At 55.7% G+C, this 23722-nt stretch carries 22 protein-coding genes; 12 read left to right on the plus strand and 10 right to left on the minus strand.

All coding sequences use genetic code 11. The features are described 5' to 3' along the window. The first annotated feature begins 162 nt into the window (after positions 1 to 162). The 7 genes from ACFFK0_RS20520 (at position 163) to mtnB (ending at position 7730) form a co-directional block, all read left to right on the plus strand. Entirely contained in the window at positions 163 to 1344 is a 1182-nt protein-coding gene (locus ACFFK0_RS20520) for a pyridoxal phosphate-dependent aminotransferase (protein ID WP_377472206.1), read from the plus strand. Between the two features lie 475 nt (positions 1345 to 1819). Further along, complete coding sequence (gene proB / locus ACFFK0_RS20525) at positions 1820 to 2917, plus strand: glutamate 5-kinase (RefSeq protein ID WP_377472207.1); 1098 nt, start codon at positions 1820 to 1822, stop codon at positions 2915 to 2917. Positions 2918 to 2977: 60 nt separating this feature from the next. Beyond that, complete coding sequence (locus ACFFK0_RS20530) at positions 2978 to 4225, plus strand: glutamate-5-semialdehyde dehydrogenase (RefSeq protein WP_377472208.1); 1248 nt, start codon at positions 2978 to 2980, stop codon at positions 4223 to 4225. A gap of 23 nt (positions 4226 to 4248) precedes the next feature. Continuing rightward, positions 4249 to 5109: a pyrroline-5-carboxylate reductase gene (proC, locus tag ACFFK0_RS20535; protein ID WP_377472209.1), complete on the plus strand. Its 861-nt coding sequence runs from the start codon at positions 4249 to 4251 to the stop codon at positions 5107 to 5109. A 43-nt stretch (positions 5110 to 5152) separates the two neighbouring features. Next, positions 5153 to 6400, plus strand: coding sequence for a 2,3-diketo-5-methylthiopentyl-1-phosphate enolase (locus ACFFK0_RS20540; protein WP_377472210.1), 1248 nt, complete (start codon positions 5153 to 5155; stop codon positions 6398 to 6400). An 8-nt stretch (positions 6401 to 6408) separates the two neighbouring features. After that, the gene (locus ACFFK0_RS20545) at positions 6409 to 7074 is read left to right on the plus strand and encodes a 2-hydroxy-3-keto-5-methylthiopentenyl-1-phosphate phosphatase (protein ID WP_377472435.1); all 666 of its coding nucleotides are present in this window, start codon (positions 6409 to 6411) and stop codon (positions 7072 to 7074) included. Continuing rightward, complete coding sequence (gene mtnB / locus ACFFK0_RS20550; RefSeq protein ID WP_377472211.1) at positions 7071 to 7730, plus strand: methylthioribulose 1-phosphate dehydratase; 660 nt, start codon at positions 7071 to 7073, stop codon at positions 7728 to 7730. The genes ACFFK0_RS20545 and mtnB overlap by 4 nt, the downstream gene beginning before the upstream one ends. Before the next feature lie 68 nt (positions 7731 to 7798). Here the strand turns inward: mtnB and ACFFK0_RS20555 are convergent, their stop codons facing one another. Beyond that, on the minus strand, positions 7799 to 8695 hold the full coding sequence (locus tag ACFFK0_RS20555; protein WP_377472212.1) for a TIGR01777 family oxidoreductase: 897 nt from the start codon (positions 8693 to 8695) through the stop codon (positions 7799 to 7801). A 235-nt stretch (positions 8696 to 8930) separates the two neighbouring features. On the opposite strand from ACFFK0_RS20555, the gene ACFFK0_RS20560 reads away from it, so the two are divergent. After that, complete coding sequence (locus ACFFK0_RS20560; RefSeq protein WP_377472213.1) at positions 8931 to 9551, plus strand: DUF47 domain-containing protein; 621 nt, start codon at positions 8931 to 8933, stop codon at positions 9549 to 9551. 18 nt (positions 9552 to 9569) lie between these two features. Beyond that, positions 9570 to 10577, plus strand: a complete 1008-nt coding sequence (locus tag ACFFK0_RS20565) for an inorganic phosphate transporter (RefSeq protein ID WP_377472214.1) — start codon at positions 9570 to 9572, stop codon at positions 10575 to 10577. 332 nt (positions 10578 to 10909) lie between these two features. Here the strand turns inward: ACFFK0_RS20565 and ACFFK0_RS20570 are convergent, their stop codons facing one another. Continuing rightward, a complete protein-coding gene (locus ACFFK0_RS20570) occupies positions 10910 to 11458 on the minus strand; it encodes a TetR/AcrR family transcriptional regulator (protein ID WP_377472215.1) in 549 nt (182 codons plus the stop codon). 207 nt (positions 11459 to 11665) lie between these two features. Here ACFFK0_RS20570 and ACFFK0_RS20575 point away from each other — a divergent pair, with 207 nt between their 5' ends. Beyond that, positions 11666 to 12715, plus strand: a complete 1050-nt coding sequence (locus ACFFK0_RS20575; protein WP_377472218.1) for an NAD(P)-dependent alcohol dehydrogenase — start codon at positions 11666 to 11668, stop codon at positions 12713 to 12715. 115 nt (positions 12716 to 12830) lie between these two features. Then, positions 12831 to 14054: a multidrug effflux MFS transporter gene (locus ACFFK0_RS20580; protein ID WP_377472219.1), complete on the plus strand. Its 1224-nt coding sequence runs from the start codon at positions 12831 to 12833 to the stop codon at positions 14052 to 14054. A 325-nt stretch (positions 14055 to 14379) separates the two neighbouring features. Here ACFFK0_RS20580 and ACFFK0_RS20585 read toward each other — a convergent pair whose 3' ends face one another. From ACFFK0_RS20585 to ACFFK0_RS20620, 8 genes are all read right to left on the minus strand, one after another. After that, positions 14380 to 15120 carry a DnaD domain-containing protein gene (locus ACFFK0_RS20585; protein ID WP_377472220.1) on the minus strand — a complete coding sequence of 247 codons (741 nt, stop codon included), beginning with the start codon at positions 15118 to 15120 and terminating at the stop codon, positions 14380 to 14382. 29 nt (positions 15121 to 15149) lie between these two features. Continuing rightward, complete coding sequence (asnS, locus tag ACFFK0_RS20590) at positions 15150 to 16451, minus strand: asparagine--tRNA ligase (RefSeq protein WP_377472221.1); 1302 nt, start codon at positions 16449 to 16451, stop codon at positions 15150 to 15152. An 80-nt stretch (positions 16452 to 16531) separates the two neighbouring features. Continuing rightward, complete coding sequence (locus ACFFK0_RS20595) at positions 16532 to 17785, minus strand: acetate/propionate family kinase (protein WP_377472222.1); 1254 nt, start codon at positions 17783 to 17785, stop codon at positions 16532 to 16534. Beyond that, the gene (locus tag ACFFK0_RS20600) at positions 17782 to 18657 is read right to left on the minus strand and encodes a 3-hydroxyacyl-CoA dehydrogenase family protein (protein WP_377472223.1); all 876 of its coding nucleotides are present in this window, start codon (positions 18655 to 18657) and stop codon (positions 17782 to 17784) included. Before ACFFK0_RS20600 ends, ACFFK0_RS20595 begins: the two co-directional genes overlap by 4 nt. A gap of 211 nt (positions 18658 to 18868) precedes the next feature. After that, the gene (locus ACFFK0_RS20605) at positions 18869 to 20380 is read right to left on the minus strand and encodes an AAA family ATPase (RefSeq protein ID WP_377472224.1); all 1512 of its coding nucleotides are present in this window, start codon (positions 20378 to 20380) and stop codon (positions 18869 to 18871) included. Further along, the gene (locus ACFFK0_RS20610; RefSeq protein WP_377472225.1) at positions 20373 to 20906 is read right to left on the minus strand and encodes a hypothetical protein; all 534 of its coding nucleotides are present in this window, start codon (positions 20904 to 20906) and stop codon (positions 20373 to 20375) included. Before ACFFK0_RS20610 ends, ACFFK0_RS20605 begins: the two co-directional genes overlap by 8 nt. 196 nt (positions 20907 to 21102) lie before the next feature. Continuing rightward, positions 21103 to 21597, minus strand: a complete 495-nt coding sequence (locus tag ACFFK0_RS20615; RefSeq protein ID WP_377472226.1) for a cell wall elongation regulator TseB-like domain-containing protein — start codon at positions 21595 to 21597, stop codon at positions 21103 to 21105. A 9-nt stretch (positions 21598 to 21606) separates the two neighbouring features. Beyond that, positions 21607 to 22905: an amidohydrolase gene (locus tag ACFFK0_RS20620; protein ID WP_377472227.1), complete on the minus strand. Its 1299-nt coding sequence runs from the start codon at positions 22903 to 22905 to the stop codon at positions 21607 to 21609. A 144-nt stretch (positions 22906 to 23049) separates the two neighbouring features. Here ACFFK0_RS20620 and ACFFK0_RS20625 point away from each other — a divergent pair, with 144 nt between their 5' ends. Further along, positions 23050 to 23670, plus strand: coding sequence for a DUF47 domain-containing protein (locus ACFFK0_RS20625; RefSeq protein ID WP_377472228.1), 621 nt, complete (start codon positions 23050 to 23052; stop codon positions 23668 to 23670). Positions 23671 to 23722 lie beyond the last annotated feature (52 nt).

Below are 23722 nucleotides of genomic sequence, written 5' to 3' on the forward strand. Positions count from 1 at the left end.
AATGGGCATGCAAGTTCAATCATGCTGACAGCTTAGCGAGCAAACGAAAGTCTCCCCGTTGCGGCAATTCCCTGTACAGCACTCGGATTTCATGCTACATTAGGGATATTGTGCACAGTTTCGATTTTTTGCAGATTGTATTGGAGAGTGAGCGTCAGCGCCATGGAGAAAACATTTACCGTACGTCCGGCCGACCGTATGCAACAGCTGCCGGCGCAGTTTTTCGCGGGCTTGGTCCGTAAAGCGAACGAACAAATTGCAATGGGCCACGATGTCATCAATTTGGGGCAGGGCAATCCCGACCAGCCGACCCCGCCGCACATTGTCGCATCCCTGCAGCAAGCGGCCGTCAACCCGCTCTATCACAAATATCCCCCGTTTACCGGGTTTGCGTTCTTGAAGGAAGCTATCGCAAAGCGCTATAAGGAAGATTACGGCGTAACGCTCGACCCGGAAACGGAAGTCGCCATTCTGTTCGGCGGGAAAACGGGACTCGTCGAAATCAGCCAATGCCTGCTCAATCCGGGAGACGTCTGTCTCGTACCTGACCCGGGCTATCCGGATTACTGGTCCGGCGTGTCCCTGGCGGGAGCGGTTATGTCGTTCATGCCGCTGCGCGCGGACAACGCCTTCCTGCCGGATTACGGTGCGATCGCTCCGTCCGAGCTCGACCGTGCCAAGCTGATGTTCATCAATTATCCGAACAACCCGACGGCCGCTATGGCACCTTATGCATTTTATGAGGATACGGTCCGTTTCGCCGAGAAGCACGGCATCGTCGTGGCCAGCGACTTCGCGTATGGTGCGATCGGCTTCGACGGACAGAAGCCGGTATCGTTCCTGCAGGTTCCCGGGGCGAAGGAGGTCGGCGTCGAATTTTACACCTTATCGAAGAGCTACAACATGGCCGGCTGGCGAGTAGGGTTCGCGCTCGGTAACCGCGAAGTGATTCGTCTGCTGAATCTGATGCAGGATCATTATTACTGCTCCTTGTTCGGCGGCATCCAGGAAGCGGCGGCAACGGCCCTCACCGGTCCGCAGGACAGCGTCGCGGCGCTTCGCGCCACCTATGAGAGCCGCCGGAACGCCCTGTTTGGCGCCCTGCACCGCATCGGCTGGGAGGCAAAGCCTTCCGCTGGCTCGTTCTTTGCCTGGCTGCCGGTGCCTGCCGGGTATTCGTCCGCCTCGCTGGCCGATCGTCTGCTGCAGGAAGCGAAAGTCGTCGTCGCCCCGGGCATCGGCTTCGGCGATCACGGCGAAGGCTATGTACGGCTCGGGCTGCTCGCTCCGGAAGCGCGGCTGGAGGAAGCCGTGGAGCGGATCGGCAAGCTCGGCTTGTTCTGACGCTTCGCCGCCGGACAAGGCGCTTACGGCTTTACAAGACAAGGCCGACCGTGCTATCCTTGTAACAAATCAAGCAACGTAATGATGGGAATAGTAGGCAGCACCACCCCGCTCGCGTGCAGAGAGTAAATTCCGCCGGCTGCAAGAATTTACCGCGACGAAGCGCCGAACCCGCCCCTGAACGGTCAACGATGAGTTGAACAGGTGACTCCCTCCTGTTACCCGGGGAGCTCGTAAGCAGGAAGGCGTATGCCTCTGCAACATTGTCTTGGCGTTTGCATGGAAGATGCAGCCGCCGTTAGGCATATGCAGCAGCGTCTTCAAGTAAGGTGGTACCGCGGAAGCAGCAAGACTTTCGTCCTTATTCGGACGAAGGTCTTTTTTGTTTTTGCCCGCTCCGGTCACCTGGAGTATTCGTTCTCGTTTTCCCGAACCATCGAGCCTCCTCAAATTGTTCATAAAGGATGTGTTCTACATGCAGCAGCGAATCGTCGTCAAGATCGGATCTTCCTCTCTTACTTCCGATGAGGGCGGCTTGAACCGCGCCAAGATCGAATATTTCGCCGAGGAGCTGTCCGCTCTGCAGCGGCGGGGCTGCCAAGTGCTGCTCGTCACGAGCGGTGCGGTTGCCGCCGGCTTCCGCAAAATCGGCTACAAGTCACGCCCGAAGCTTTTACATGAGAAGCAAGCGGCCGCATCCGTCGGGCAAGCCCTGCTGATGCAGGCGTATCAGGAAGCGTTCGCCCGTCACGATGTCGGGGTCGCCCAGATTTTGCTCACCCGATCCGACTTCTCATCGCGCAAGCGCGGTCACAACGCCCAATCCACCATTGATGAACTGCTCGCTTACGGCGTCATCCCGATCATTAACGAGAACGACACCGTTTCGATCGACGAGCTCAAATTCGGCGACAACGACACGCTTTCCGCACTCGTCGCCAATCTCGTCAAGGCGCAGCGGCTCATCATCCTGACCGACACCGACGGCCTATATACCGACGATCCGCGCCGGAACCCGGACGCCGTTCGCATCGACCGCGTCGACACCATTAGCGACGAGCTGCTGCGCATCGCGGGCGGCTCCGGAAGCTCTGTCGGCACCGGCGGCATGCGCTCCAAGATCGAAGCGGCGCGCATCGCGATGCGCGGCGGCGTGCCGGTGTTCGTCGGCCGCGCGGCAGAGCCCGGCGATCTGCTGCTCGCGGTAGACGGCGCCGGTAAAGGCACGTACTTCGACACATCCGCGGGCGGCTTGTCGATGAAGAAGCAGTGGGTCGGCTTCCATTCGCTGCCCCAAGGCAAAATCATCGTCGACCAGGGCGCGGAGCATGCCCTGCTCGCCGGCGGCAAAAGCTTGCTCCCGGTCGGCATCCGCGAGCTCGAGGGCGACTTTCATCCGGGCGACGTCGTCGAGGTGCTGAATCTCGACCGGATCCCGATCGGACGCGGCGTCGTGAATTACGCCTCATGGCAGCTTAAGGCGGTTGCCGGCCTGTCGACCGAAGAAGTGCAGCGCCGCGTCGAAGTGCTCCGTATCGAGGTCATCCACCGCGACGAGTGGGTCGCGATATGAGGCAAGCGGCTCACCAGCCATATCCATAACCAAATCCTTTCTCCCTAGGAGGTAATACTTATGTCCGAAGTGATCCGCAAAGCAACCATGGCGCGCGACGCCTCCCCCCTGCTCTCTATCGTTTCTACCGAACGTAAAAATGAAGCGCTCCACCGCATGGCAGATAGCCTGCTGAAGCATGCGTCCAGCTTGATCGACGCAAACGCCGCCGACCTGGCCAGAGGCCGGGAAAGCGGCCTCAGCGCTTCCCTGCTCGACAGACTTGCGCTGAACATGAAACGAATCGAGGCGATGGCCGAAGGCTTGCGCCTGATCGCCGGCCTCCCTGATCCGATCGGCGAGACGCTGCAGCGCTTCTCCCGCCCGAACGGGCTGAACATCGAGAAGGTGCGCGTGCCGCTCGGCGTTATCGGTATCGTCTACGAAGCGCGCCCGAACGTCACTGTCGATGCCGCGGGTCTCTGCTTTAAAACCGGCAATACGGTCGTGCTGCGCGGCGGATCGGCGGCGATGGAATCCAACAAGCGAATTGTAGAAATTTTGCACGAAGTGCTGGCTTCTCTTGAACTGCCTGTCGGTGCCGTACAGCTCATCGAAAGCTCGGACCGCGCAAGCGTCGACGAAATGCTGCGCCTGAACGGCCTGATCGACGTACTCATCCCGCGCGGCGGAGCTTCCCTCATTCAAAATGTCGTCAAGAACGCCACCGTACCTGTCATTGAAACAGGCGCCGGCATCTGTCATACTTACATCGACCAATCCGCACGGCCGGACATGGCCCGCGACATCGCCATCAACGCCAAAGTGCAGCGCCCGTCCGTATGCAACTCGATGGAGACGCTGCTCGTCCACGCCGATTACGCGGCCCGCGAGCTGCCCGCTCTGGCGGCTGCCCTGCGCGCCCAGCAAGTAGAACTGCGCGGCTGCTCCCGCACGCTGGAGCTCATACCGGATATGAAAGCTGCGTCCGACGAAGATTGGGACACAGAGTATAACGACTATATTCTAAACGTGCGCGTCGTCGACAGCCTTGATGAGGCGATGGCCCATATCCGCGAGCACGGCACGAAGCATTCCGAATGCATTGTGACGGAAAATGACGACAACGCCCTCCGCTTCCTGAATGAAGTGGATGCCGCAGCGGTGTACCATAATGCGTCCACCCGGTTTACGGACGGCTTTGAATTCGGCTTCGGCGCCGAAATCGGCATCTCCACGCAAAAGCTGCACGCCCGCGGGCCAATGGGCTTACCGGAGCTAACGTCTTACAAATACAAAATCGCCGGCAGCGGGCAAATCCGCGGCTGACGCCAGTCAGGAGGAACAATCGCATGAGTACGACTCTCCAGGAGCTTCGCATCGCATTCGTCGGGGCCGGCTCGATGGCGGAAGCGATCTTTCGCGGCTTAATCGAGAATAAGGTTGCCGATCCGGACCGCATCGCCGTCATTAACCGGTCGGACCGGGATAAATTGGAACGGCTGCAGGCGCGCTACGGCGTTCAGGTCTCATTCGACACCGAAGGCAAGAACGCGCTGATCGCCGCCGCCGACATCGTCGTCCTGGCCATGAAGCCGAAGGATGTCGAGTCGTCGTTCGCCGAGCTGAAGCAGCACCTTTCGTCCCGTCAATTGCTCGTCTCCGTCATCGCCGGGTTGTCCATCGGCAAAATCACGGCCCTGCTTGAGACAGACGCACCGATCGTCCGCACGATGCCGAACACGTCGAGCACGATTGGCCTCGGTGCAACGGGTCTCTCCTTCTCCGCCGGGGTTTCGGCGGAGCAGCGGGGCCTGGCCCTGCAAATGTTCGAGTCCGTCGGCATCGCAACGGTCGTTGACGAACCGCTCCTCGACATCGTCACTGGCGTATCCGGCAGCGGCCCGGCCTACGTCTACTATTTCATGGAAGCCATGACGAAGGCTGCCGTCGAAGGCGGTCTTGCCGAGCAGGAAGCGCGGCGGCTTACGGTGCAAACCGTACTGGGAGCGGCGCGCATGGTCGAGCTGACGCAGGAAGATCCTGCTGAGCTTCGCCGCAAAGTAACGTCGCCCAACGGTACGACGCAGGCCGCTCTGCAGACGCTCGATAATCACCAATTCTGCGAAGGCATCGTACGCGCCGTGTTCCGTGCGGCGGAGCGCGCGAAGGAAATGGGCGAAGCGATTGCCCCCGGCGTGAACCAACGATAATGAACCGTCTCCACCATCGGCACATATAAGGAGTGAACCACACATGACTGCAACTTGTACGGCGACGTACCGCCTGTACGACGATAAAGCGGATTTCCACAAAAAAGCGCAAGGCATCGCCGTTGGACTTACGGTCGGCTCCTGGACGGAGCTTCCCGCCGCTCAGCAAGCGAAGATGGAGAAGCATCTGGGCAAGGTCGTTTCCGTCGACGTGGTTGAAGGCAGTGGCGCGGGGGAGCGTTATGCCGATATTCGCATCGCTTATCCCGACATCAACTTCAGCCGGGACATCCCCGCCCTGCTCGTGACGATCTTCGGCAAGCTGTCCATGGACGGGCGCATCAAGCTGATCGACGTTCATTTCTCGGGCGATTTCCTGTCGGCTTTCCCGGGTCCGAAATTCGGGATCGAAGGCGTGCGGGAGCTGCTCGGCGTGCACGACCGTCCGCTGCTTATGTCGATCTTCAAATCGGTGATCGGGCATGATCTGAGCGAGCTGCAGGAGCAGTTTTACAAGCAGGCTGCGGGCGGCGTCGACTTGATCAAGGACGACGAAATTTTGTTCGAGAACCCGCTGACGCCGATAGAACGCCGTGTAGAGGCTTGCCTGCAAGCCGCTGAGCGCGCCTCCCGCGAAACCGGCCAGAAGCTGCTGTACGCCACCAACCTGACGGGGCCGACGTTCCGGCTGAAAGATCAGGCGCGCAAAGCGATCGCCGCCGGTGCGAACGCGTTCCTCTTCAACGTGCTCGCCTACGGATTCGATGTGCTGCATGAGCTGGCCGCCGATCCGGACATCAACGTGCCGATCATGGCTCACCCGGCCGTGGCCGGCGCGATGTATCCGTCGCCCCACTACGGCATCGCGGCGAACGTGCTGCTCGGCAAGCTGATGCGCATCGCCGGCGCCGATATTGTCTTGTTCCCGTCGCCTTACGGCTCGGTGGTGATGCCGCGTGAGGAAAATATGGCGATCAAGCACGCGCTGCTGACGACGGATTTGGAAGCCGATTACGGCTCGGCCAAGCAGCCGCTCAAGCGCAGCTTCCCGGTTCCGTCCGCCGGCATCCACCCCGGGCTCGTTCCGCTCATCCTGCGCGACTTCGGCCACGACACGATTGTGAACGCCGGCGGCGGCGTGCACGGACATCCGCAGGGCGCCATCGCCGGCGGACAAGCGTTCCGCCAGGCGATCGACGCCGTGCTTGCGGGACAGAGCCTGCAGGAAGCGGCGGCATCGCATGCCGAGCTGAAGGCGGCTATCGACATCTGGGGGGTTAAGGAAGCGTGACAGCCGGAATGAAGCAGCGCGTCATTTTTTGCGATTTTGACGGCACGATTACGAACAACGACAATATTGTCGCGATTATGAAGCACTTCGATCCGGAGGGTACGGAACCGATCGTGAAGCAAATTATCGCCCGCACGATGACGGTGAAAGAAGGCGTCGGCGCCATGTTCGAGCTGCTCCCGACGAGCCGCAAGGAAGAGATCGTCCGCTATGCGATCGACAATGCGACGATCCGGGACGGCTTCGCCGAGCTGCTCGCCTACTGCAGGGAGCAGGATATCCGGTTTCTCGTCACGAGCGGCGGCATCGATTTCTTCGTCTATCCGCTCCTTGCGCGCTTCGGCATTCGGGAAGAGCAAATCTATTGCAACGCCAGCGACTTCTCGGGCGAGCGCATCCGCATCGAATGGCCGCATCCGTGCAGCGAGGAATGCGACAACTACGGCGGCTGCGGCATGTGCAAAACGACGATCATCCGCACGTACCCTACAGAGCAGTATGAACGTATCATGATCGGCGACAGCATTACCGACTTCCCGGGCGCAAAGCTGGTCGACACCGTCTTCGCCCGTTCGCATCTGATCGATCTGTGCGAGGAATTGAAGCTGAACTACTACCCCTTCGAGACGTTCCATGACGTTATCGCAAGGCTAAAGGAGCTGGCCCCCGTATGAGCCATTCGACTATTACACTGGAACAGAAGCAGCAGGCGTTCGCCGAGCTGCGCGACGTGAAATCCCTCTTCGCCTCGCGCGGCTGGTTCCCCGGCACGAGCGGTAATCTGTCCGTTCGCGTCGGCGATTATGCCGAGAACGATTTTACGTTCGCCATTACGGCCAGCGGCAAGGATAAATCCGTATCGACGCCGGAAGATTTTCTCCTCGTCAATCAGGAGGGCAAGCCGACGGAAGCGACGAAGCTGAAGCCGTCCGCCGAAACGCTCATCCATTGCGAAATTTACCGGAAGACGGGCTGCGGCGCCATTTTCCACGTACATACGGTGTTTAACAACATTGTTTCGGAATGGTATTGGAAGAAGGGGCTGAAATCGATTCCGGTCGAGGCGGTCGAGCTGATCAAGGCGTTCAATATTTGGGATGAGGACGCCCGCATCGAAATTCCGATTCTGCCGAACTACGCCGACATTCCGCGCATCGCCGAGCTTGTACCGGACGCCATCGCACCCCGGATTCCCGGCATCATTTTACGTAACCACGGCATTTACGCCTGGGGGGCTAACGCCTTCGAAGCGAAGCGTCATCTGGAAGCGTTCGAGTTCTTGTTCGAGTACGTGTACCGCTGGGATCTGCTGGCAGGTACGATCCGATAAGCAATCACAAATAAGGCGGCTGTCCCGGGGCTAATCCGGGGCAGTCGCCTTTTTAGCTCATCGATGTCCTACGCCTGCGCTTTTACGATGGCCTTGAGTGCCTGCTCCAAACGCTCATAGCGAAAACGGTACCCTTCCTGCAGCAGCCGCTCCGGTACGACCCAGCGGCTCTTCAAAATAAGCTCCGTCTCCGTACGCAGGAAGAACGCGCCAAGCTCCAGCATCCAGCGGGCGGCAGGCAAGCCGAACGAACGGCCCATCGATTCGCGCAGCAGCTGCATCAGCTCGCGGTTCGAGACCGGATTCGGTGCCGAGCAGTTGATGACGCCGCGAATATGCTCATGCTCCTGCAGGAACCGGATGATGCCGAACACGTCCTCGACGTGAATCCAGCTGAACTTTTGCCGCCCGCTGCCCTGCACGCCGCCGAGACCAAATTTGACCAAATTCATATAAGGAATCATCACACCGCCGCTCTCCCCCAGCACGATCGCGATCCGCAGCGCAACCTGCCGGGTGCGGGGCAGCTCGAAGGCGAAGAAGGCGCGTTCCCACGAAGCGGCGACATCGACGGAAAAGCCTGAGCCGATCTCGCCGGTAGCTTCCGTCATCGGACGATCCTCGGCATGCCGGTAAATCGTAGCGGTGCTGGAATTGAGCCATAGCGGCGGCGGATTCGTGCACAAGAGCAAGGCGCGTCCGAGAATTTCGGTCGTCTTGGTGCGCGATGTGAGAATTTGCTCCCGATTGCTCGCATTGTACCGGCAGTTGACGGACTTGCCCGCCAGGTTGACAAGCAGCTCCGCCCCTTCCAGGGCCGCAAGGATGGCGTCGGCATCCTGCCAAGACACATGCCCCGGCCGCCTGGAAATGACGACAACCTCATATCCGAGCTCGCGAAACCGATCCTGCAAATACTGTCCGATAAAGCCGGTACCGCCGGCAAGAACGATTTTCTTCGACATCGAATCTCCCCTTCGCGCAGATGTAACTTCATACTTCCATTTTTCAGCATGAAAAGCAAGTCCCCGCATAAAATCCGCAGTTTCCCACATCATAAAAAGAACCGTTTGCAGAGCCAGGATTGTTATGATAATTTTAAGATTGTGATTTTAAGGGTGGTTTTTCGACAGAAACACCCTCTAAATGTTAAGATATTATTAACAACTGCAATTCACGCCACTAAAGGAGTTCGACCAGATGAAACTATTTAGCAATGAAGACAATGATTTCCTAAATCTGCTCATTCGTGCGGCAGAGAATTCACTCCAAGCTGCACACCTGTTCCGGGAAGCGATGATGGGCGATAAACCGCCTGCGCAATATTTTCCCGAAATGAAGGATTTGGAAAACAAAGGTGACGAAATTACACACCGCATCTTTAAAGGCTTGAATCAAATGTACATAACGCCGCTGGAGCGGGAAGACATTATGGCCCTCGCGTCCATGCTCGATAATGTCATCGACGGCATCGAAGCAACGCTGGCACGGTTCGATTACTTGAATGTGGAGACTACCGACTCTTATATGAAAGACTTCTCCGCCGTATTCGTATCCTCGTGCCAGCACATTCTCGATGCGTTTAAGCTGCTTGCCAAGAAAAAATATTTGCAAATTACGCAGCACACGGTTCAGATCAATGCTTTAGAGAATGAAGGCGACCGGCTCATGCGCGAAGGGATTCGTCAAATCTTCATGCACCCCCGCGATCCGTATACCGATTTCAAGCTGAAGGAAATGTACGAGCGAATGGAGCAAACGACCGACGCTTGCGAGGACGTAGCGGACATTCTGGACAGCGTAGTCTTACGCTATTCATAATCGGAGCGTAAACAGACCATGTCAACGATTACCATAATGCTCGTCATCATTGTCGCGCTGGCTCTCATTTTCGACTTCATTAACGGCTTCCACGATACGGCCAATGCGATCGCTACTTCGATTTCGACGCGGGCGCTGTCTCCGAAATTTGCCGTAATTATGGCCGCTTTGTTAAATTTCGCCGGAGCCGTCGTCTCCTCCAACGTCGCCCAGACGATCGGCAGTAAAATCGCCGACCCGTCGAAGCTGCCCAACGGACCGGAGATCGTAATTGCTGCGCTGCTCAGCGCCATTGCCTGGAACCTGATCACTTGGTATTTCGGCATTCCGTCTTCGTCCTCTCACACGCTCATCGGCTCGATGGCGGGAGCGGTTCTGGCGGGTGCAGGCACCGGCGCGATTCATTGGGACGGATTTATCCGCATCATCCAAATTTTGATCTTGTCGCCGATCGTCGCCTTTGCAGCAGGCTATCTCATCATGATATTGCTGAAATTCATCATATTAGCAACGGGCAACACTTCCCGCTCCAAGCTGAATCAACTGTTTCGCAAGCTGCAAATTGTGTCGGCCGTTCTCCTCTCGTTCTCCCACGGAGGCAACGATGCCCAGAAAGCTATGGGCATTATTGTTTTCGCTCTGGTCGCCGCCGAAATGCAGAGCACCTTGGATGTACCGCTTTGGGTCAAGCTGTCGGCGGCGCTCGCCATGGGCCTCGGAACTTCGATCGGCGGATGGCGGATCATTAAAACGGTTAGCCGGAATTTGATCAAGATCGAGCCGGTTAACGGCTTTGCTTCGGATTTGACCTCATCGATCGTTATACAGACATCTACCCAGCTGGGTATGCCTCTGTCGACGACACACGTCATTTCATCGTCCATTCTTGGCACCGGCAGTGCGCTGCGCTTTTATGACATCAAATGGGTCACCGTCATTCGGATGGTCATGACCTGGATTATCACCATCCCGATTTCCATCGCATTGGCTTATGCAATCTATTACTTGTTGTTCGTTGTGCTGTAAGGGACTGCGAACACAAAAAAACGCTCTCGAGCTGTCCAGCCAGCAGCCCGGAGCGTTTTTTTTATCTTTCAAATCTATTCCCGCACGGGAGAACTTGTCCAACTCCTAACAATTTGATACAGCACAATACCGTTATAGAACGCCGCCATTGCGACTGCCGTGCCCCACAAGTAATACGTCCCGCATAATCGTTGCGGCCATACATCGGCAGTTCTTCACGCAGCACGCGAAATCCGCTCCAAGAAAAATTGCGGCCATACCAAGGGAAGCCTGTTTATATATGCTTTCAAGAAGCATCAAATATCGCCCGGTCATCAACTTGGAGCACATCACTATAGACTTCTCCCTAACAAAGCTCCGACCTGTTTGGCAATAACTTGCGGCGGATACGGCATTCCATTCCGAATCCACCATTCTATGACCCCGACATAGGCGTTCCCGGCATATTGCAGCAAAACCTCTTCACATAAATCCGTATTTTTGCCGCTCTCTCTGTCGATCTCGCCTTTGAATCCTTCGATGAAGGAAGCAAGCAGCCGAGTTCTGAAAGATGACGCCGTCCCTTTACTTGCCAGCATGGTCGAAAAAAATAAATAGTTTTTCTCAAAATATTCGAAATAAGGGATAAGCGCATCGCTCCAATCCCTCTCGCATGCCCACTTATCCATCTCCCCTAATTCGTTAATGTGTGTCTCGATGAGCTGATCCAACAAATCATATTTGTCCTGATAATGAAGATATATGGTACCGCGGTTTACGTTCGCCCGGTCCGCAATATCCCGTATGGTTATCTCATCGAAGGTTTTTTCAGTCATCAGTTCAATAACCGCTTTTCTCAACGATTCTTGTGTTTTCACAATTCTCCGATCCGTTTTGTTCATCGAACATGTTCACCTGGCCTTATGAGATAATTAACATTCTGGTTTACTTTGTTGAAATATCAACATTTCGCGAATTATTGACCATTGATTATACTTAACTTCATCCTATAATAATAGACATGAGTCGGTTAAACAATTTATTTTGTTTATCCGGTTCGTGTTGTCATGGTTCGTTTCGCTACATTCATGGATATCAGGAGGATGTATATGATTTCTGCTAATGCACGTGCTGTATTCAATCCGGAAGGCCCGTTCAAACTGACGACGATCGATCGCAGGGATCTTCAGCCGCATGATGTCCTCATTGAGATTAAATACGCTGGTATTTGCCATTCCGATATTCATACGGCTCGCGGCGAATGGGGGCCGGTGAACTATCCTCTCGTTCCGGGGCATGAGATTGCCGGAATGGTCACCGAGGTTGGTTCGGCAGTCACAAAGTTTGCCGTTGGCGACCGGGTAGGGGTAGGCTGCATGGTTGATTCCTGCGGAGAGTGCGTTAACTGTCATAACGGGGAAGAGCAATATTGCCTTAGCGGCAATACGGGCACTTATGGCGCCATCGACCGGTATGGGCAATATACGCAAGGCGGCTATTCCACCCACATTGTCGTTACCGAAGACTTCGTCGTTCGAATACCTGACGGCATGGAGCTTGACGTCGCCGCGCCGCTCTTGTGCGCCGGCATCACCACGTATTCGCCGCTGCGCCATTGGGGAGCGGCTCCCGGCAAGAGAGTAGCTGTCGTTGGACTTGGCGGGCTTGGACATATGGCGGTGAAGCTCGCACATGCCATGGGGGCGGAGGTTACGGTATTATCTCAATCCTTGAAGAAGAAAGAAGACGGTCTTCGGCTTGGCGCCGACCATTATTACGCCACGAGCGATCCGGAGACGTTCCGGAAGCTGGCCGGTTCGTTCGACCTCATCATCAATACAGTGAGCGCGAATATCGATATTAATGCCTATCTTTCGTTACTGGCGCTGGACGGTACATTGGTCAACGTCGGTGCGCCGGCGGAACCGTTGCCGGTACAGGTATTCTCACTTATTCCTCATCGTCGTTCGTTTGCCGGATCGATGATCGGCGGTATTCGCGAAACGCAGGAAATGCTTGATTTCTGCGCTGAACATGCAATATCTCCAGAGATCGAGGTGATCTCCGCCAACCGGATTGATGAAGCCTGGGAGCGCGTACTGGCTTCTGACGTACGCTATCGCTTTGTGATCGACATCAGCACAATGAACAATGAATAAAGCTTAACCCTTTTTGCAAAATATGGGGGCACGCCAATACCGGTGTGCCTCTTTGGTTCGAGTTCCCGACAAATAAAAAATATATAAAAACAGACTAGGAGAGAACCTCTGTATTATGACGAATAACAACAATCAGCAAGTGGTTAGACTGGCTTTGCTTTTGGGTTTATTTTCGACGCTAGGACCTTTCACGATCGATATGTATTTGCCGGCTTTTCCGGAAATTGCGAAGCAATTCACTACGACCGCTTCACTCGTTCAGTTCAGTCTGACCGCTTGTTTACTTGGACTCGGCGTAGGTCAGCTCGTGATGGGCTCGCTGAGCGACGTATACGGTAGACGAACCCCCTTGCTTATTTCCATGGCCGCTTATGTCGTCTCCTCATTAGCCTGCGCATTGGCGCCAAATATAGGGCTGTTGATCGTTTTCCGATTTGTGCAAGGCTTTGCCGCTTCAGCGGGCATTGTCATCTCTCGCGCAATCGCACGCGACCTGTTCAGCGGTAACGAGCTCACCAAATTTTTCTCGTTGCTCCTGCTTGTGGGTAATTTGGGACCTCTCGCTGCTCCCGTTGCCGGCAGCGGCGTTCTTTCGTTCACGACCTGGATCGGCGTCTTTATCGCGCTGGCGCTGCTGGGAACGTACTTATGGCTGATGACAAAATCGCGTTTGCAGGAAACCTTGCCGGTTGATCGCCGCAGTCCTACCAATTTCGCGCATCAGCTGCGCAGCTACGGAATGCTCTTGCGGGACCGCCAGTTTTTAGGCTGCATGCTGGCACAGGGCATTATGATCGCCGGAGTTTTCGCGTATGTTTCGGGAACGCCCTTCATCTATCAAAATATTTATGGGGTCTCCCCGACCGTCTTCGCTCTTCTTTTCGGGACGAACGGCATCAGTCTGATCATCGGCTCCCAAATCGTCGGACGGATGTCGCATCGCGTATCCGAACATACTTTTGTGTTATTCGGCCTATGGCTTGCCTTATTGGCAAGTGTCACTGTCTTGGTTGTAGCCATCGTCCATGGTCCGCTGTTCACATTGGTCATCCCCTTGTTTATTTTTGTAGCCGCAATCGGCATTACATCAACGGCTGCCTTCCCTCTCGCGATGGAGAATCAGGCTAACATGGCGGGTAGTGCTGCTGCGCTGCTCGGTGTCATTCCCTTCCTGCTAGGTGCGGTCGTCGCTCCGTTAGTTGGCATTGCAGGAGAGAACACAGCCGTTCCATTGGGCGTTATTATATTGGTGTCGAGCACAATTGCCATGCTCGCTTATTTCTTACTGGTAAGGCCTCAGCACGCCTCGACTTCCAAAGCTGCGGCTGATTCGCAGTAATTAGTAAGCAGTGGAGTGAAAGCTCCTCAGAACCCCGCGCAGGTTCACCGTAAGCATTTCCACGTGCTGCACGTTCTGGTCCAACAGCGCCTTGTTGATTTCTCATGAACCGTAATAAGGCAAATGTGTCTATTGTACTCGGGTACGTGAAAATTACAGAGCAGCTTTACTGAGATCGCAATTTTATAAGAAATTTCGTACTTTTTATACGAAAAGTCGTACCATGATGCTATGCTTGAAGCACTGAAATTTCATCTATTATCAATTTCCAAAAAAAATAGAGTACCCTGTCTGCATTTCCAGACAAGGTACTCTATTTATATGATCAGCCTCTCGCCGCTCCGCCGCGAAACCGCTGCGTATATTCACGCGCCTGCTCGACCGTTTGAATCCGGTTCCGGCTCCATTCCAGCAATATACGGTCAATGTAGCGAAAATGCAGCTTCCCCGAGAACACCGCCTCTTTGAGTGCGGCCAAAATCAGCTCTTCCTTGTATTTATCCCGGTCGATCCAGGCGGATATCGTCTCAAGCTCCATCGGCGTCAGCGGTCTGCCGAACTCGCTTTCGAACACGGAGAACATGTTCCGCGGCGAAGCCGCCCCGCCTTCCGGGCCTCCGGCACTTGCAGCGCCGCTCCCCCGCTTGCCGGCCTCCAACGCCGCCAGAGCCGCTTCCTCCGCGGCCAGCCTTTCGTCCGCCAGCACCTCCGCCAGACGTTCGAACAGCGGATCCAAATTGTAGCGCTCGTACAAAATGCCGGTCGCCGCTTCCTCCCGCTCCTCGATTTCCAGCAGACCCAGCTTCAGCAGCTTCTGCAGCGAAGCGATGACCGCTTCCGCCGCTACGGTCATCCGGGACAGCAGCTCCTCGATGGTCGGAAATTCGTTGCGCTCCTTGTCCGCATACGCCAGGAGATGAAGAAGCAGCATCACTTCCTGCTCGCCCAGCTTCAGAGCCTTGTATGATGTCAGCAGCGCATACGGTACCTGAACCGCGCTTCCGTCCCGAAGACCGGAAAGCACGAATCCGGCAAGCCGCTTGCGTTCGTTATCGTTTAACTTCACTTGGCGGCCCCCCTCTCCCTTACCAAGTTTTACGGATACAGCCGGTACAGCAGCCGCGGGAACGGAATCGTCTCCCGCACATGATCGAGACCGCAAATCCAGGCTACGGTACGCTCAAGGCCGAGGCCAAAGCCGGAATGCGGAACGGAACCGTATTTGCGCAGATCAAGGTACCATTGGTAAGCTTCCTTCGACAATTCGTGCTCCTGAAACCTCTGCTCCATCAATGCCGGATCGTCGATGCGCTGGCTGCCGCCGATAATTTCCCCATAGCCCTCCGGGGCGATCAAATCCGCGCACAAGACGACGTCCGGACGCTCCGGGTCCGGCTTCATGTAGAACGCCTTCAAGGAAGTCGGATATTTGGTAATGAACACCGGCTTGTCATAGCTTTGCGCAATCGCTGTCTCATGCGGCGCTCCGAAATCTTCGCCCCATTCGAATTCGAAGCCGTTGTCGTTCAGGAACTTTACCGCATCGTCGTACGAAATGCGCGGGAACGGCGCCTTCACCTGCTCCAGCTTGGACGTATCCCGCTCCAGCGTTTCGAGCTCCTTCTTGCAATTCTCCAATACGGACTGGACGATATGCGCCACGAACTGCTCCTGCACCTGCAGATTCTCCTCGTGATCGACGAACGCCATCTCCGGCTCGATCATCCAGAACTCGATCAGATGGCGGCGCGTCTTCGATTTCTCGGCCCGGAACGTCGGTCCGAACGAATAGACCCGGCCGAGCGCCATCGCCGCTGCTTCCATATACAGTTGACCGCTCTGCGTCAAGAAGGCGTCCTCGTCAAAATATTTCGTATGGAACAAATTCGTCGTTCCTTCACAAGAAGAAGGCGTTAAGATCGGCGGATCGACGAGATGAAAGCCGCGCTCATCGAAAAACTGCTGCACCGCGCGGATAATTTGAGCCCGGATGACGAGAATCGCCCGCTGGCGGGGCGAGCGGATCCACAGATGGCGGTGATCCATCAGAAAATCGACGCCGTGCTCCTTCGGCGTGATCGGATAGTCCGTGGAGATTTGAATGATTTCCACGTTCTCGACCGTCATCTCATAACCGATCTTGCTGCGCGTATCTTCCCGGATAACGCCGGTTATGTACAGCGAGCTCTCCTGCGTCAAGCGGGAAGCCGCTTCCCATACCGTTTCGCTGACTTCGTTCTTCACCGCGACGGCTTGCATGAAGCCCGTCCCGTCGCGAACTTGCAGGAATTGAATTTTGCCGCTGGACCGTTTGCCGTGCAGCCAGCAGCCGATCGTTACGGTTTCGCCGAAATGATGCTTCGCTTCCCCGATCGTCGTCTTTACAACTGTACTCATCGTTCGTTAACAGCCTCCTCGAAGTGCCGTTATTAGTTGCGGGTAACGCTTTTTATTGTACACCACGCGGTATCGGGATGTCATGAGCCGCGGCTTGGCACCTGCTCCGGCGTTACCGCTATCCCGTGCGGCTCGCCGCCGCTTACAAGCGCATACGTATCGCGAGCGATCATCCATTCCTCATTTGTCGGGATAACGAGGACGGCCACTTTGGAGGCGTCCGTAGAGATCAATCTTTCCTGCCCGCGGCCGGTACGGTTCCGTTCATCGTCGAATTCGAGACCGAGGAAGGTCAGCCCGCTGCAAACCGCCTTTCGCACCGCTTCCGAATTTTCTCCGATGCCGGCCGTAAATACGAGTGCGTCAATGCCGTTCATCGCCGCCGCGTAGGCGCCGATATATTTACGTATTCTGTACGTAAACATGTCGAAGGCGAAGCCGGCTATTTTATCGCCGCTCTGCATCGCTTCCGTCACTTCCCGCATATCGCTGGAAATACCGGAGATGGCCAGCAGCCCGGAATGCTTGTTCAGCATCGAGCTGACCTCGTTCACCGTCAAATCTTCTTTGGCCATAATAAACGGTACGACGGCCGGATCGATATCCCCGCTGCGAGTTCCCATCATCAGACCTTCCAGCGGCGTCATGCCCATGCTCGTATCGATCGACTTGCCGTTCATTACCGCGGCGCAGCTCGCCCCGTTGCCGATATGGCACGTCACGATTTTCAGCTCCTCGTATGGCTTGCCCAGGAATTGCGCGGCTCTCTCGCTTACGTAGGCATGGGATGTGCCGTGGAAGCCGTATCGGCGAATTTTGTGGCGGCGGTACAGCACCATCGGAATCGCATACAGGAACGCATGTGCCGGCATCGTTTGGTGAAACGCCGTATCGAATACGACTGCCTGAGGTACGTTCGGCAAATTTTGCTCCACGGCCTGGATACCCAGCATGTGCGCAGGATTGTGCAGCGGCGCGAGGTCGAACAGACGCTTGATTTGGCTCTTGACTTCTTCATTGACAATGACCGAGGAAGAGAACGCTTCTCCTCCGTGCACGACGCGGTGCCCGACCGCATGGACATCTTCGATTCGCTCCAGGACACCGTGCTCGGGATGAATCAGCATGCCCAGCACCTTGCGGATGGCCGTCGTATGCTCCAATATTTCGCTGACCTCGCGCACTTCATTTTTACCGGACGGTTCATGCGACAAGATGGCGGAATCCATGCCGATCCGCTCCACCTTCCCTTTGGCCAGCACCGACTCATCGCGCATATCGTACAGCTGATACTTCAGCGACGAGCTTCCTGCGTTAATGACGAGTATGTTCATGACAGCCGGTCACCATCCTTATCGTAACGGAAAAATCCTTCGCCCGTCTTCGTTCCGAGCCGCCCTGCGCGCACCATCTGCTTCAGCAGGAAAGAGGGCCGGTATTTAATATCCCCAAACTCGAGAAACATCCGGTTCAGAGCCGCCAAGACCGAATCAAGACCGAACCGGTCGGCCATCTCTAGCGGACCGTAGCCGAAGTCGTATCCGATCCGCATCGCGGAATCGATATCCTGCGCTGTCGCTACTCCTTCCGCGAGCGTGTGCATCGCCTCGTTGATAAGTGTGCAGATAAGCCGCGTCGATACGAAGCCCGGGGATTCGTATACCTGGATGCCGGTCTTCTGGATCGTCTCTTCAACGAAATGCTTCGCCTTCTCATAAGTCTCCTCCGACGTCTTGATCGCGCGAATAATTTCAACGAGATGAATTTTCGACACCGGATATATGAAATGCAAACCGATGACCCGCTCCGGGGAGCGGATAGATTCGGCCAGCTCCGTCAAGCTGAGCGTCGACGTATTGGAGGCGATAATGATCGGCGGGCGGCAAATCCAATCGAGCTCGCCGAGCACCGCCTTCTTCGCTTCAAGATCTTCGCTGATCGTTTCGATCACCATATGGCAGCCGGACACGGCCTTCAAATCGAGCGTCATATGAATCCTGCTGAGCAGCAGCTTCTTCTCCGCTTCCGTAATCGCCCATTTTTCCAGCTGCTTGTCCAGCGCATACTGGATCATCTGCGACGCGAGATCGAGCTTCTCCTGCGTTTTCTCCACTAGAACGACGTCCAGCCCTTTACCCGCGAGCATTTCCGCAATGCCCTGGCCCATCGTCCCGCCGCCGATCACGCCGATTTTTTTCATATCCATGGCGGCCATCACCCCTTCGCCTGCAAGTAGTAATTGAATAATCCACCATTAATCATACACGTTTTCAACATCCGTTTCACATTATTATGTACGTTTGTGCCGCTCGCCATTGTGTGATTGGTCACGGCAGCAAGAGAACGGAGCTTACGCCTCGCTTAACATGAAAAAACAGCCCGTGTCACGGACTGTTTTTTTGAAATCAAGCGGACTTTTATGCAGCGTCCTGACGTTTATCGTTCAACAGCGTACGGAATTCCCCGCCGGACAACACTTCTTCCCGGATCAAAATATCGAGGCACTGCTCAAACACGCTGCGGTACTGCTCCAGCAAGGCGCGCGTACGATTCGTCAAATCCTCGAGAATCGCCGCATTTTCCTTCATCAGCTCTTCCTTTGTCACCATGTTTCGGTCAATAATGCCAAGCGACGTCAGTCCGCAATCCATCATGTTGTGCACCAAATTCAAAGCTTGCTCGAAGTCGTTGCGCGAGCCGGTCGAACGGCCTCCGTAGAACATTTCCTCGGCTGCGGAGCCGGCAAGAGCGACCATGATCTGCTGCTCCAAGTACTCCTTCGTATACAAATATTGATCCTGCTGAGGGTTGTGGCGGACGAAACCGAGCGCCTTCCCTCGCGGACTGAGCGACACCTGCGATACCGAGCCAGGGCGCAGCAGCTCCGCAGCGATGGCATGGCCAAGCTCGTGATAAGCGACCCGGCTGCGCTCCTCGTTATTCGTCTCGCGGTCCGTCTTCTCGCCCATCATTACCTTGTCGATCGCCAGCGTCAGATGCTTCTGGCTGATCGTCTCGGACTCGTCGCGCATCGCATAGATGGCCGCTTCGTTCAGTACGCTTTCGAGATGCGCGCCGGAGAAGCTGAACGTTTGCTCCGCTATGAGCTCCAAATTTACGTCATCCGCAAGCGGCTTGTTTTTGGCATGAATGTTCAAGATGGCGAGACGGCCCTTCTTGTCCGGCAGGTCGACTTCAATATGACGGTCGAAGCGACCTGGACGAAGCAATGCGCTGTCGAGCATCTCTTTCCGGTTCGTAGCGGCCATTAACAGGATACGAGGCGTTTCCGCGGTATGAATGCCGTCCATCTCGGTCAAGAGCTGGTTCAACGTCTGATCGTACTCCCGGTGCTGTCCGCCGTCGCGCTTGCCGCCGATGACGTCGATCTCATCGATGAAAATAATCGCGCTATCCTTGTTTTCCTTCGCCGCCTTCTGCCGTGCTTCGCGGAACAAGTCCCGGATCCGGCTGGCGCCGACGCCGACGTACATCTCAACGAACTCCGAGCCCGAAGCGGCCAGAAATACCGAGTTCGTATAATGCGCCGCGGCTTTCGCCATGAGCGTCTTGCCCGTTCCCGGAGGACCTGTGAGCAGCATGCCCTTCAGCGGACGAATGCCCAGCTTGGCGATCTGTTCATGCTTCACGATAAAATCAAGCGCCTCCATCAATTCCTTCTTCGCCCGGTCCTGTCCGCCAATCTGTTCGAACGTTAAGAACGACGGCGCCTTTGCTTTCGTTTTACTGCCTCCGCTGCTGCCGCTCCCGCCGACGCCGAAGCCGCCGCGGGCCCGCGCCATGAAGAACAGCGACACGCCGACGACCGTCATCAGGACGAGCGGAACGACGTTCACTCCTACAAAAATCAAGAATGCGATCAACACCGGCACAATACCGATCAATATTTCTTTACCGAACTTACCCATTCACAAACACCCCCAACTTCGGCGCAACTCTCGGCAGGATGACGTACTTGCTCTTCTCACCGTCCGACAGCTGCACATAGACGTTATCGTCATCCATCTCCGTCAAGACCGTCAAACCCGGCAGCGACGACTTGTGCTGCTCCAGCACCTTCGGAATGTCGGCATACTGTTTCGTCTCCATCGCCTGCGCAACGTCGAACAAGGCAGACGACCACCAACGGTCGATTTCCGGGGAAGTCTCATTCGTCACTTCGACGTTGACCTTACGGTCGCCGATAATGGAAGCACCCTTCGTCTCGATCGTCTGATACACTTCCCGCAGCGAAGCTCCGGATCCGAGCCGCAGCGACACTTGGACTTCGTCGCGCTTCAGCTGCATCTGGGCGTCGGATACGCCGGGGATTTGCTCAACGATCGCTTTCATCGGATTTTCCATGGCAAAGCTATGATAACCGAACCAGCCGCCAAACAAGACTACGGACGATACGGCGACACTGACTACGATAGGCAAGAGACGCAATTTCACAGCAGCGTCCCCCTTTCTTTTTTTCAAATTATGATCATGATCGGAATCATCCATGCACTCAAAGTATGTCTCGCAATCTGTATAAAGAGTATATCACATCGTATATACGCATAGGGGATGTAATGAGTGGAAGGCGAGCCATGGAAGCAAGCCGGGCGTCATGCCGGAGCCCATGGAATGCAAAAAAACTCAGCCTCTAATTGAGGCTGAGTCGGTACGTATCGATATGAGCGCCGTCGGCAAACTTGACGTAATCGTACAAGTAACGGTCCTTGCCGTTTTCATGCCTGCGGTAAAACAACTCCCATACAAAATCGTCGTTCAGCTTGCCCGGCACTACCCGCAGCACCTCGACTCCCGGCGATCGCGCCAGCAGCGCCTCCTTCGCTTGATCGGCACTGATTCCGCTCGACGCTTTCTCGGCATGAGGGCCGTCCGGGCCTATCCAAACGACAAGCTTCTCTCCTTGAGCATCGGTGCCGATGACCGTCTTGTACGCCTCGCTGCCGTTAAACGCCGCTACACTTTCAATAGTCACGAGGCCGGCCTGCGAGGCGGCTATCCGAACGGCATCGTCCCGCTCCGCCCAATGATCGCGCTGAATGCCATAGAAGAAGCGGATCAGCATAATGATCAAAATCGCAAAAGAGAAAATCCCGAATGCCCATATGCGCCCGGTCCGTTTGCTCATAAGCTCACCTTACCTTGCTACCAGAGCCTCGAAGCGGCGGGAAAACTCGTGCTGAATCCGCTCCTCATCCAACGTCAGCACGCTTCGTTCCTTCATCACCCAGCGTCCGTTCACGCACATGTCGGACACGTCCTGCCCCGCGGCGGAGTAAACGATATGCGAGATCATATCGGTGCGGGGGAAGAAATGCGGCTGATCGATATTAATCGCAATGAAATCAGCCTTCCGGCCCGCTTCGAGCACACCGGTATGAGGCAGCCAAATCGACTCGGCGCCGATCGCCGTACCCATCCGCAGCGCCGTACGCGCAGGCACGGCCACCGGATCGCCGGAAACTCCTTTATGAATGAGCGCAGCAAGCCTCATTTCCTCGAACATGTCGAGATTATTGTTGCTAGCCGAGCTGTCCGTGCCAAGCGACACCTTCACTCCGGCCTTCATCAAATCGACAACGCGGGCAATGCCGCTGGCCAGCTTCAGGTTGCTGCCCGGATTGTGCGACACGCGCACATCATAGCGGGCCAGTGTAGCTATTTCTTCATCCGTCAAATGAACGCCGTGAGCGACGAGCGTCGGTCTTGTAAATACGCCGAGCTTTTCCAGATGCTCCACCGGCCGCGCGCCGTACTGCTCGACGTTCGCTTGCACTTCCCGGGCCGTTTCCGACATATGCGTGTGGATCGGCAAATCGAGGTCGTGCGCCGCCTGTACGAATCGCTCGATGTAATCGGGCGGGCACGTATAAGGCGCGTGAGGGGCGATCATCGTCGTGATGCGCCCGTCCGCTTCGCCGTTCCAGTCGCGGGCGAAACGGATCGCTTCCTGCAGCTTGTGCTCCTGAATGTCAGCCGGACACAGCCCGATGACCCCGCGCGTCAGCGAGCCGCGAATGCCGGACTGCCGCACGACGTCGGCCACCTGATCCATATGATCATACATGTCGACGAACGACGTCGTCCCGCTCTTGATCATTTCCAATACCGACAACGAGGTGCCCCAGTACACATCCTCGGAGGTGAACTTGGCTTCCATCGGCCACATTTTCTCTTCCAGCCAAATCTGCAGCGCCAGATCGTCGCCGTAGCCGCGCAGCAGCGACATCGCCGCATGGCCGTGCGTATTGACCAATCCCGGCATATACAGCTTGCGGCTTCCGTCAATGACATGGTCGTACTGCTCCAGCGGCAGAGGGGCCTTCTCGCCGATATATGTAATTTGATCGTCTTCAAATACCATGCAGCCGTGCACAATCGTATCGGCTTCGTTCGCCGTCACGAAAATTCCGTTAACAATGATTGTTGTACTCATCTCTTATTTCCTTCCATATGCCGAAGTAGAATGCATCCACCTCAATGTACAACGGAAACTTGCGAAAATCAAGGCGAAGCAATCATACTCCGGAAACCCGGATTATAAACTAGTAGTGTGTGCAAGAGTTAGGGAGGGATATTCATGAAATTGTTTCAGCGCCAAGAAACCGACTTCATGTCGTTACTCATAATGGCGGCGGAAAACTGTCTGCATGCCGCCCATTTGTTTCGCGAAGCGATGATGGGCGAAGCGGGGCCGGTACATCATTTGGACGCCATGATGCAGCTGGAGCACAAAGGCGACGAAATTACTCACGAAATTTTGAAAGGGCTCAGCCTGAAAATGCCGGCACCGCTCGAACGAAGCGATATCATGGAGCTGGCGTCCCGGCTCGACAGCGTCATCGACGGCATCGAAGCGACGCTGGCCCGTTTCGACTATTTGAACATTCAAATGAAAAATCCGTACATGCAGCAATATTCGATTATTATTGTCAACGCCTGCCAACACATTCTCGACTCCTTCAAGCTGCTTTCCAACAAGAAGTGGCTGCAAATATCGGAGCACAGCGTCCAGCTTCACGTTCTGGAACATGAGGGCGACAAGCTGATGCGCGAAGGTATCCGCGAAATTTTCACAAATCCGACGGACCCGTACAACGATTTCAAGCTGAAAGAGCTTTATGAACGAATGGAACAAACGACGGATGCATGCGAAGATGTAGCCGATGTGCTGAACAGCGTTGTGCTGCGGTATTCGTAGCATGTTCCAGCCGGACGAATCATGACAAAATGACCCTCATCGGCTCTTCGGC

This window comes from Paenibacillus chartarius, assembly GCF_042432825.1.
GTDB classification, from domain to species: Bacteria; Bacillota; Bacilli; order Paenibacillales; family NBRC-103111; genus Gordoniibacillus; species Gordoniibacillus chartarius.

Coding starts and splice junctions, on each gene's coding strand:
- ACFFK0_RS20565 (WP_377472214.1), top strand. CDS start 9,570: ATGTCAACGATTACCATAATGCTCGTCATCATTGTCGCGCTGGCTCTC.
- ACFFK0_RS20605 (WP_377472224.1), bottom strand. CDS start 20,380: ATGGGTAAGTTCGGTAAAGAAATATTGATCGGTATTGTGCCGGTGTTG.
- ACFFK0_RS20560 (WP_377472213.1), top strand. CDS start 8,931: ATGAAACTATTTAGCAATGAAGACAATGATTTCCTAAATCTGCTCATT.
- proC (WP_377472209.1), top strand. CDS start 4,249: ATGAGTACGACTCTCCAGGAGCTTCGCATCGCATTCGTCGGGGCCGGC.
- ACFFK0_RS20595 (WP_377472222.1), bottom strand. CDS start 17,785: ATGAACATACTCGTCATTAACGCAGGAAGCTCGTCGCTGAAGTATCAG.
- ACFFK0_RS20570 (WP_377472215.1), bottom strand. CDS start 11,458: ATGAACAAAACGGATCGGAGAATTGTGAAAACACAAGAATCGTTGAGA.
- ACFFK0_RS20540 (WP_377472210.1), top strand. CDS start 5,153: ATGACTGCAACTTGTACGGCGACGTACCGCCTGTACGACGATAAAGCG.
- ACFFK0_RS20600 (WP_377472223.1), bottom strand. CDS start 18,657: ATGGATATGAAAAAAATCGGCGTGATCGGCGGCGGGACGATGGGCCAG.
- mtnB (WP_377472211.1), top strand. CDS start 7,071: ATGAGCCATTCGACTATTACACTGGAACAGAAGCAGCAGGCGTTCGCC.
- ACFFK0_RS20520 (WP_377472206.1), top strand. CDS start 163: ATGGAGAAAACATTTACCGTACGTCCGGCCGACCGTATGCAACAGCTG.
- ACFFK0_RS20555 (WP_377472212.1), bottom strand. CDS start 8,695: ATGTCGAAGAAAATCGTTCTTGCCGGCGGTACCGGCTTTATCGGACAG.
- ACFFK0_RS20615 (WP_377472226.1), bottom strand. CDS start 21,597: ATGAGCAAACGGACCGGGCGCATATGGGCATTCGGGATTTTCTCTTTT.
- proB (WP_377472207.1), top strand. CDS start 1,820: ATGCAGCAGCGAATCGTCGTCAAGATCGGATCTTCCTCTCTTACTTCC.
- ACFFK0_RS20545 (WP_377472435.1), top strand. CDS start 6,409: ATGAAGCAGCGCGTCATTTTTTGCGATTTTGACGGCACGATTACGAAC.
- ACFFK0_RS20625 (WP_377472228.1), top strand. CDS start 23,050: ATGAAATTGTTTCAGCGCCAAGAAACCGACTTCATGTCGTTACTCATA.
- ACFFK0_RS20620 (WP_377472227.1), bottom strand. CDS start 22,905: ATGAGTACAACAATCATTGTTAACGGAATTTTCGTGACGGCGAACGAA.
- asnS (WP_377472221.1), bottom strand. CDS start 16,451: ATGAGTACAGTTGTAAAGACGACGATCGGGGAAGCGAAGCATCATTTC.
- ACFFK0_RS20580 (WP_377472219.1), top strand. CDS start 12,831: ATGACGAATAACAACAATCAGCAAGTGGTTAGACTGGCTTTGCTTTTG.
- ACFFK0_RS20530 (WP_377472208.1), top strand. CDS start 2,978: ATGTCCGAAGTGATCCGCAAAGCAACCATGGCGCGCGACGCCTCCCCC.
- ACFFK0_RS20575 (WP_377472218.1), top strand. CDS start 11,666: ATGATTTCTGCTAATGCACGTGCTGTATTCAATCCGGAAGGCCCGTTC.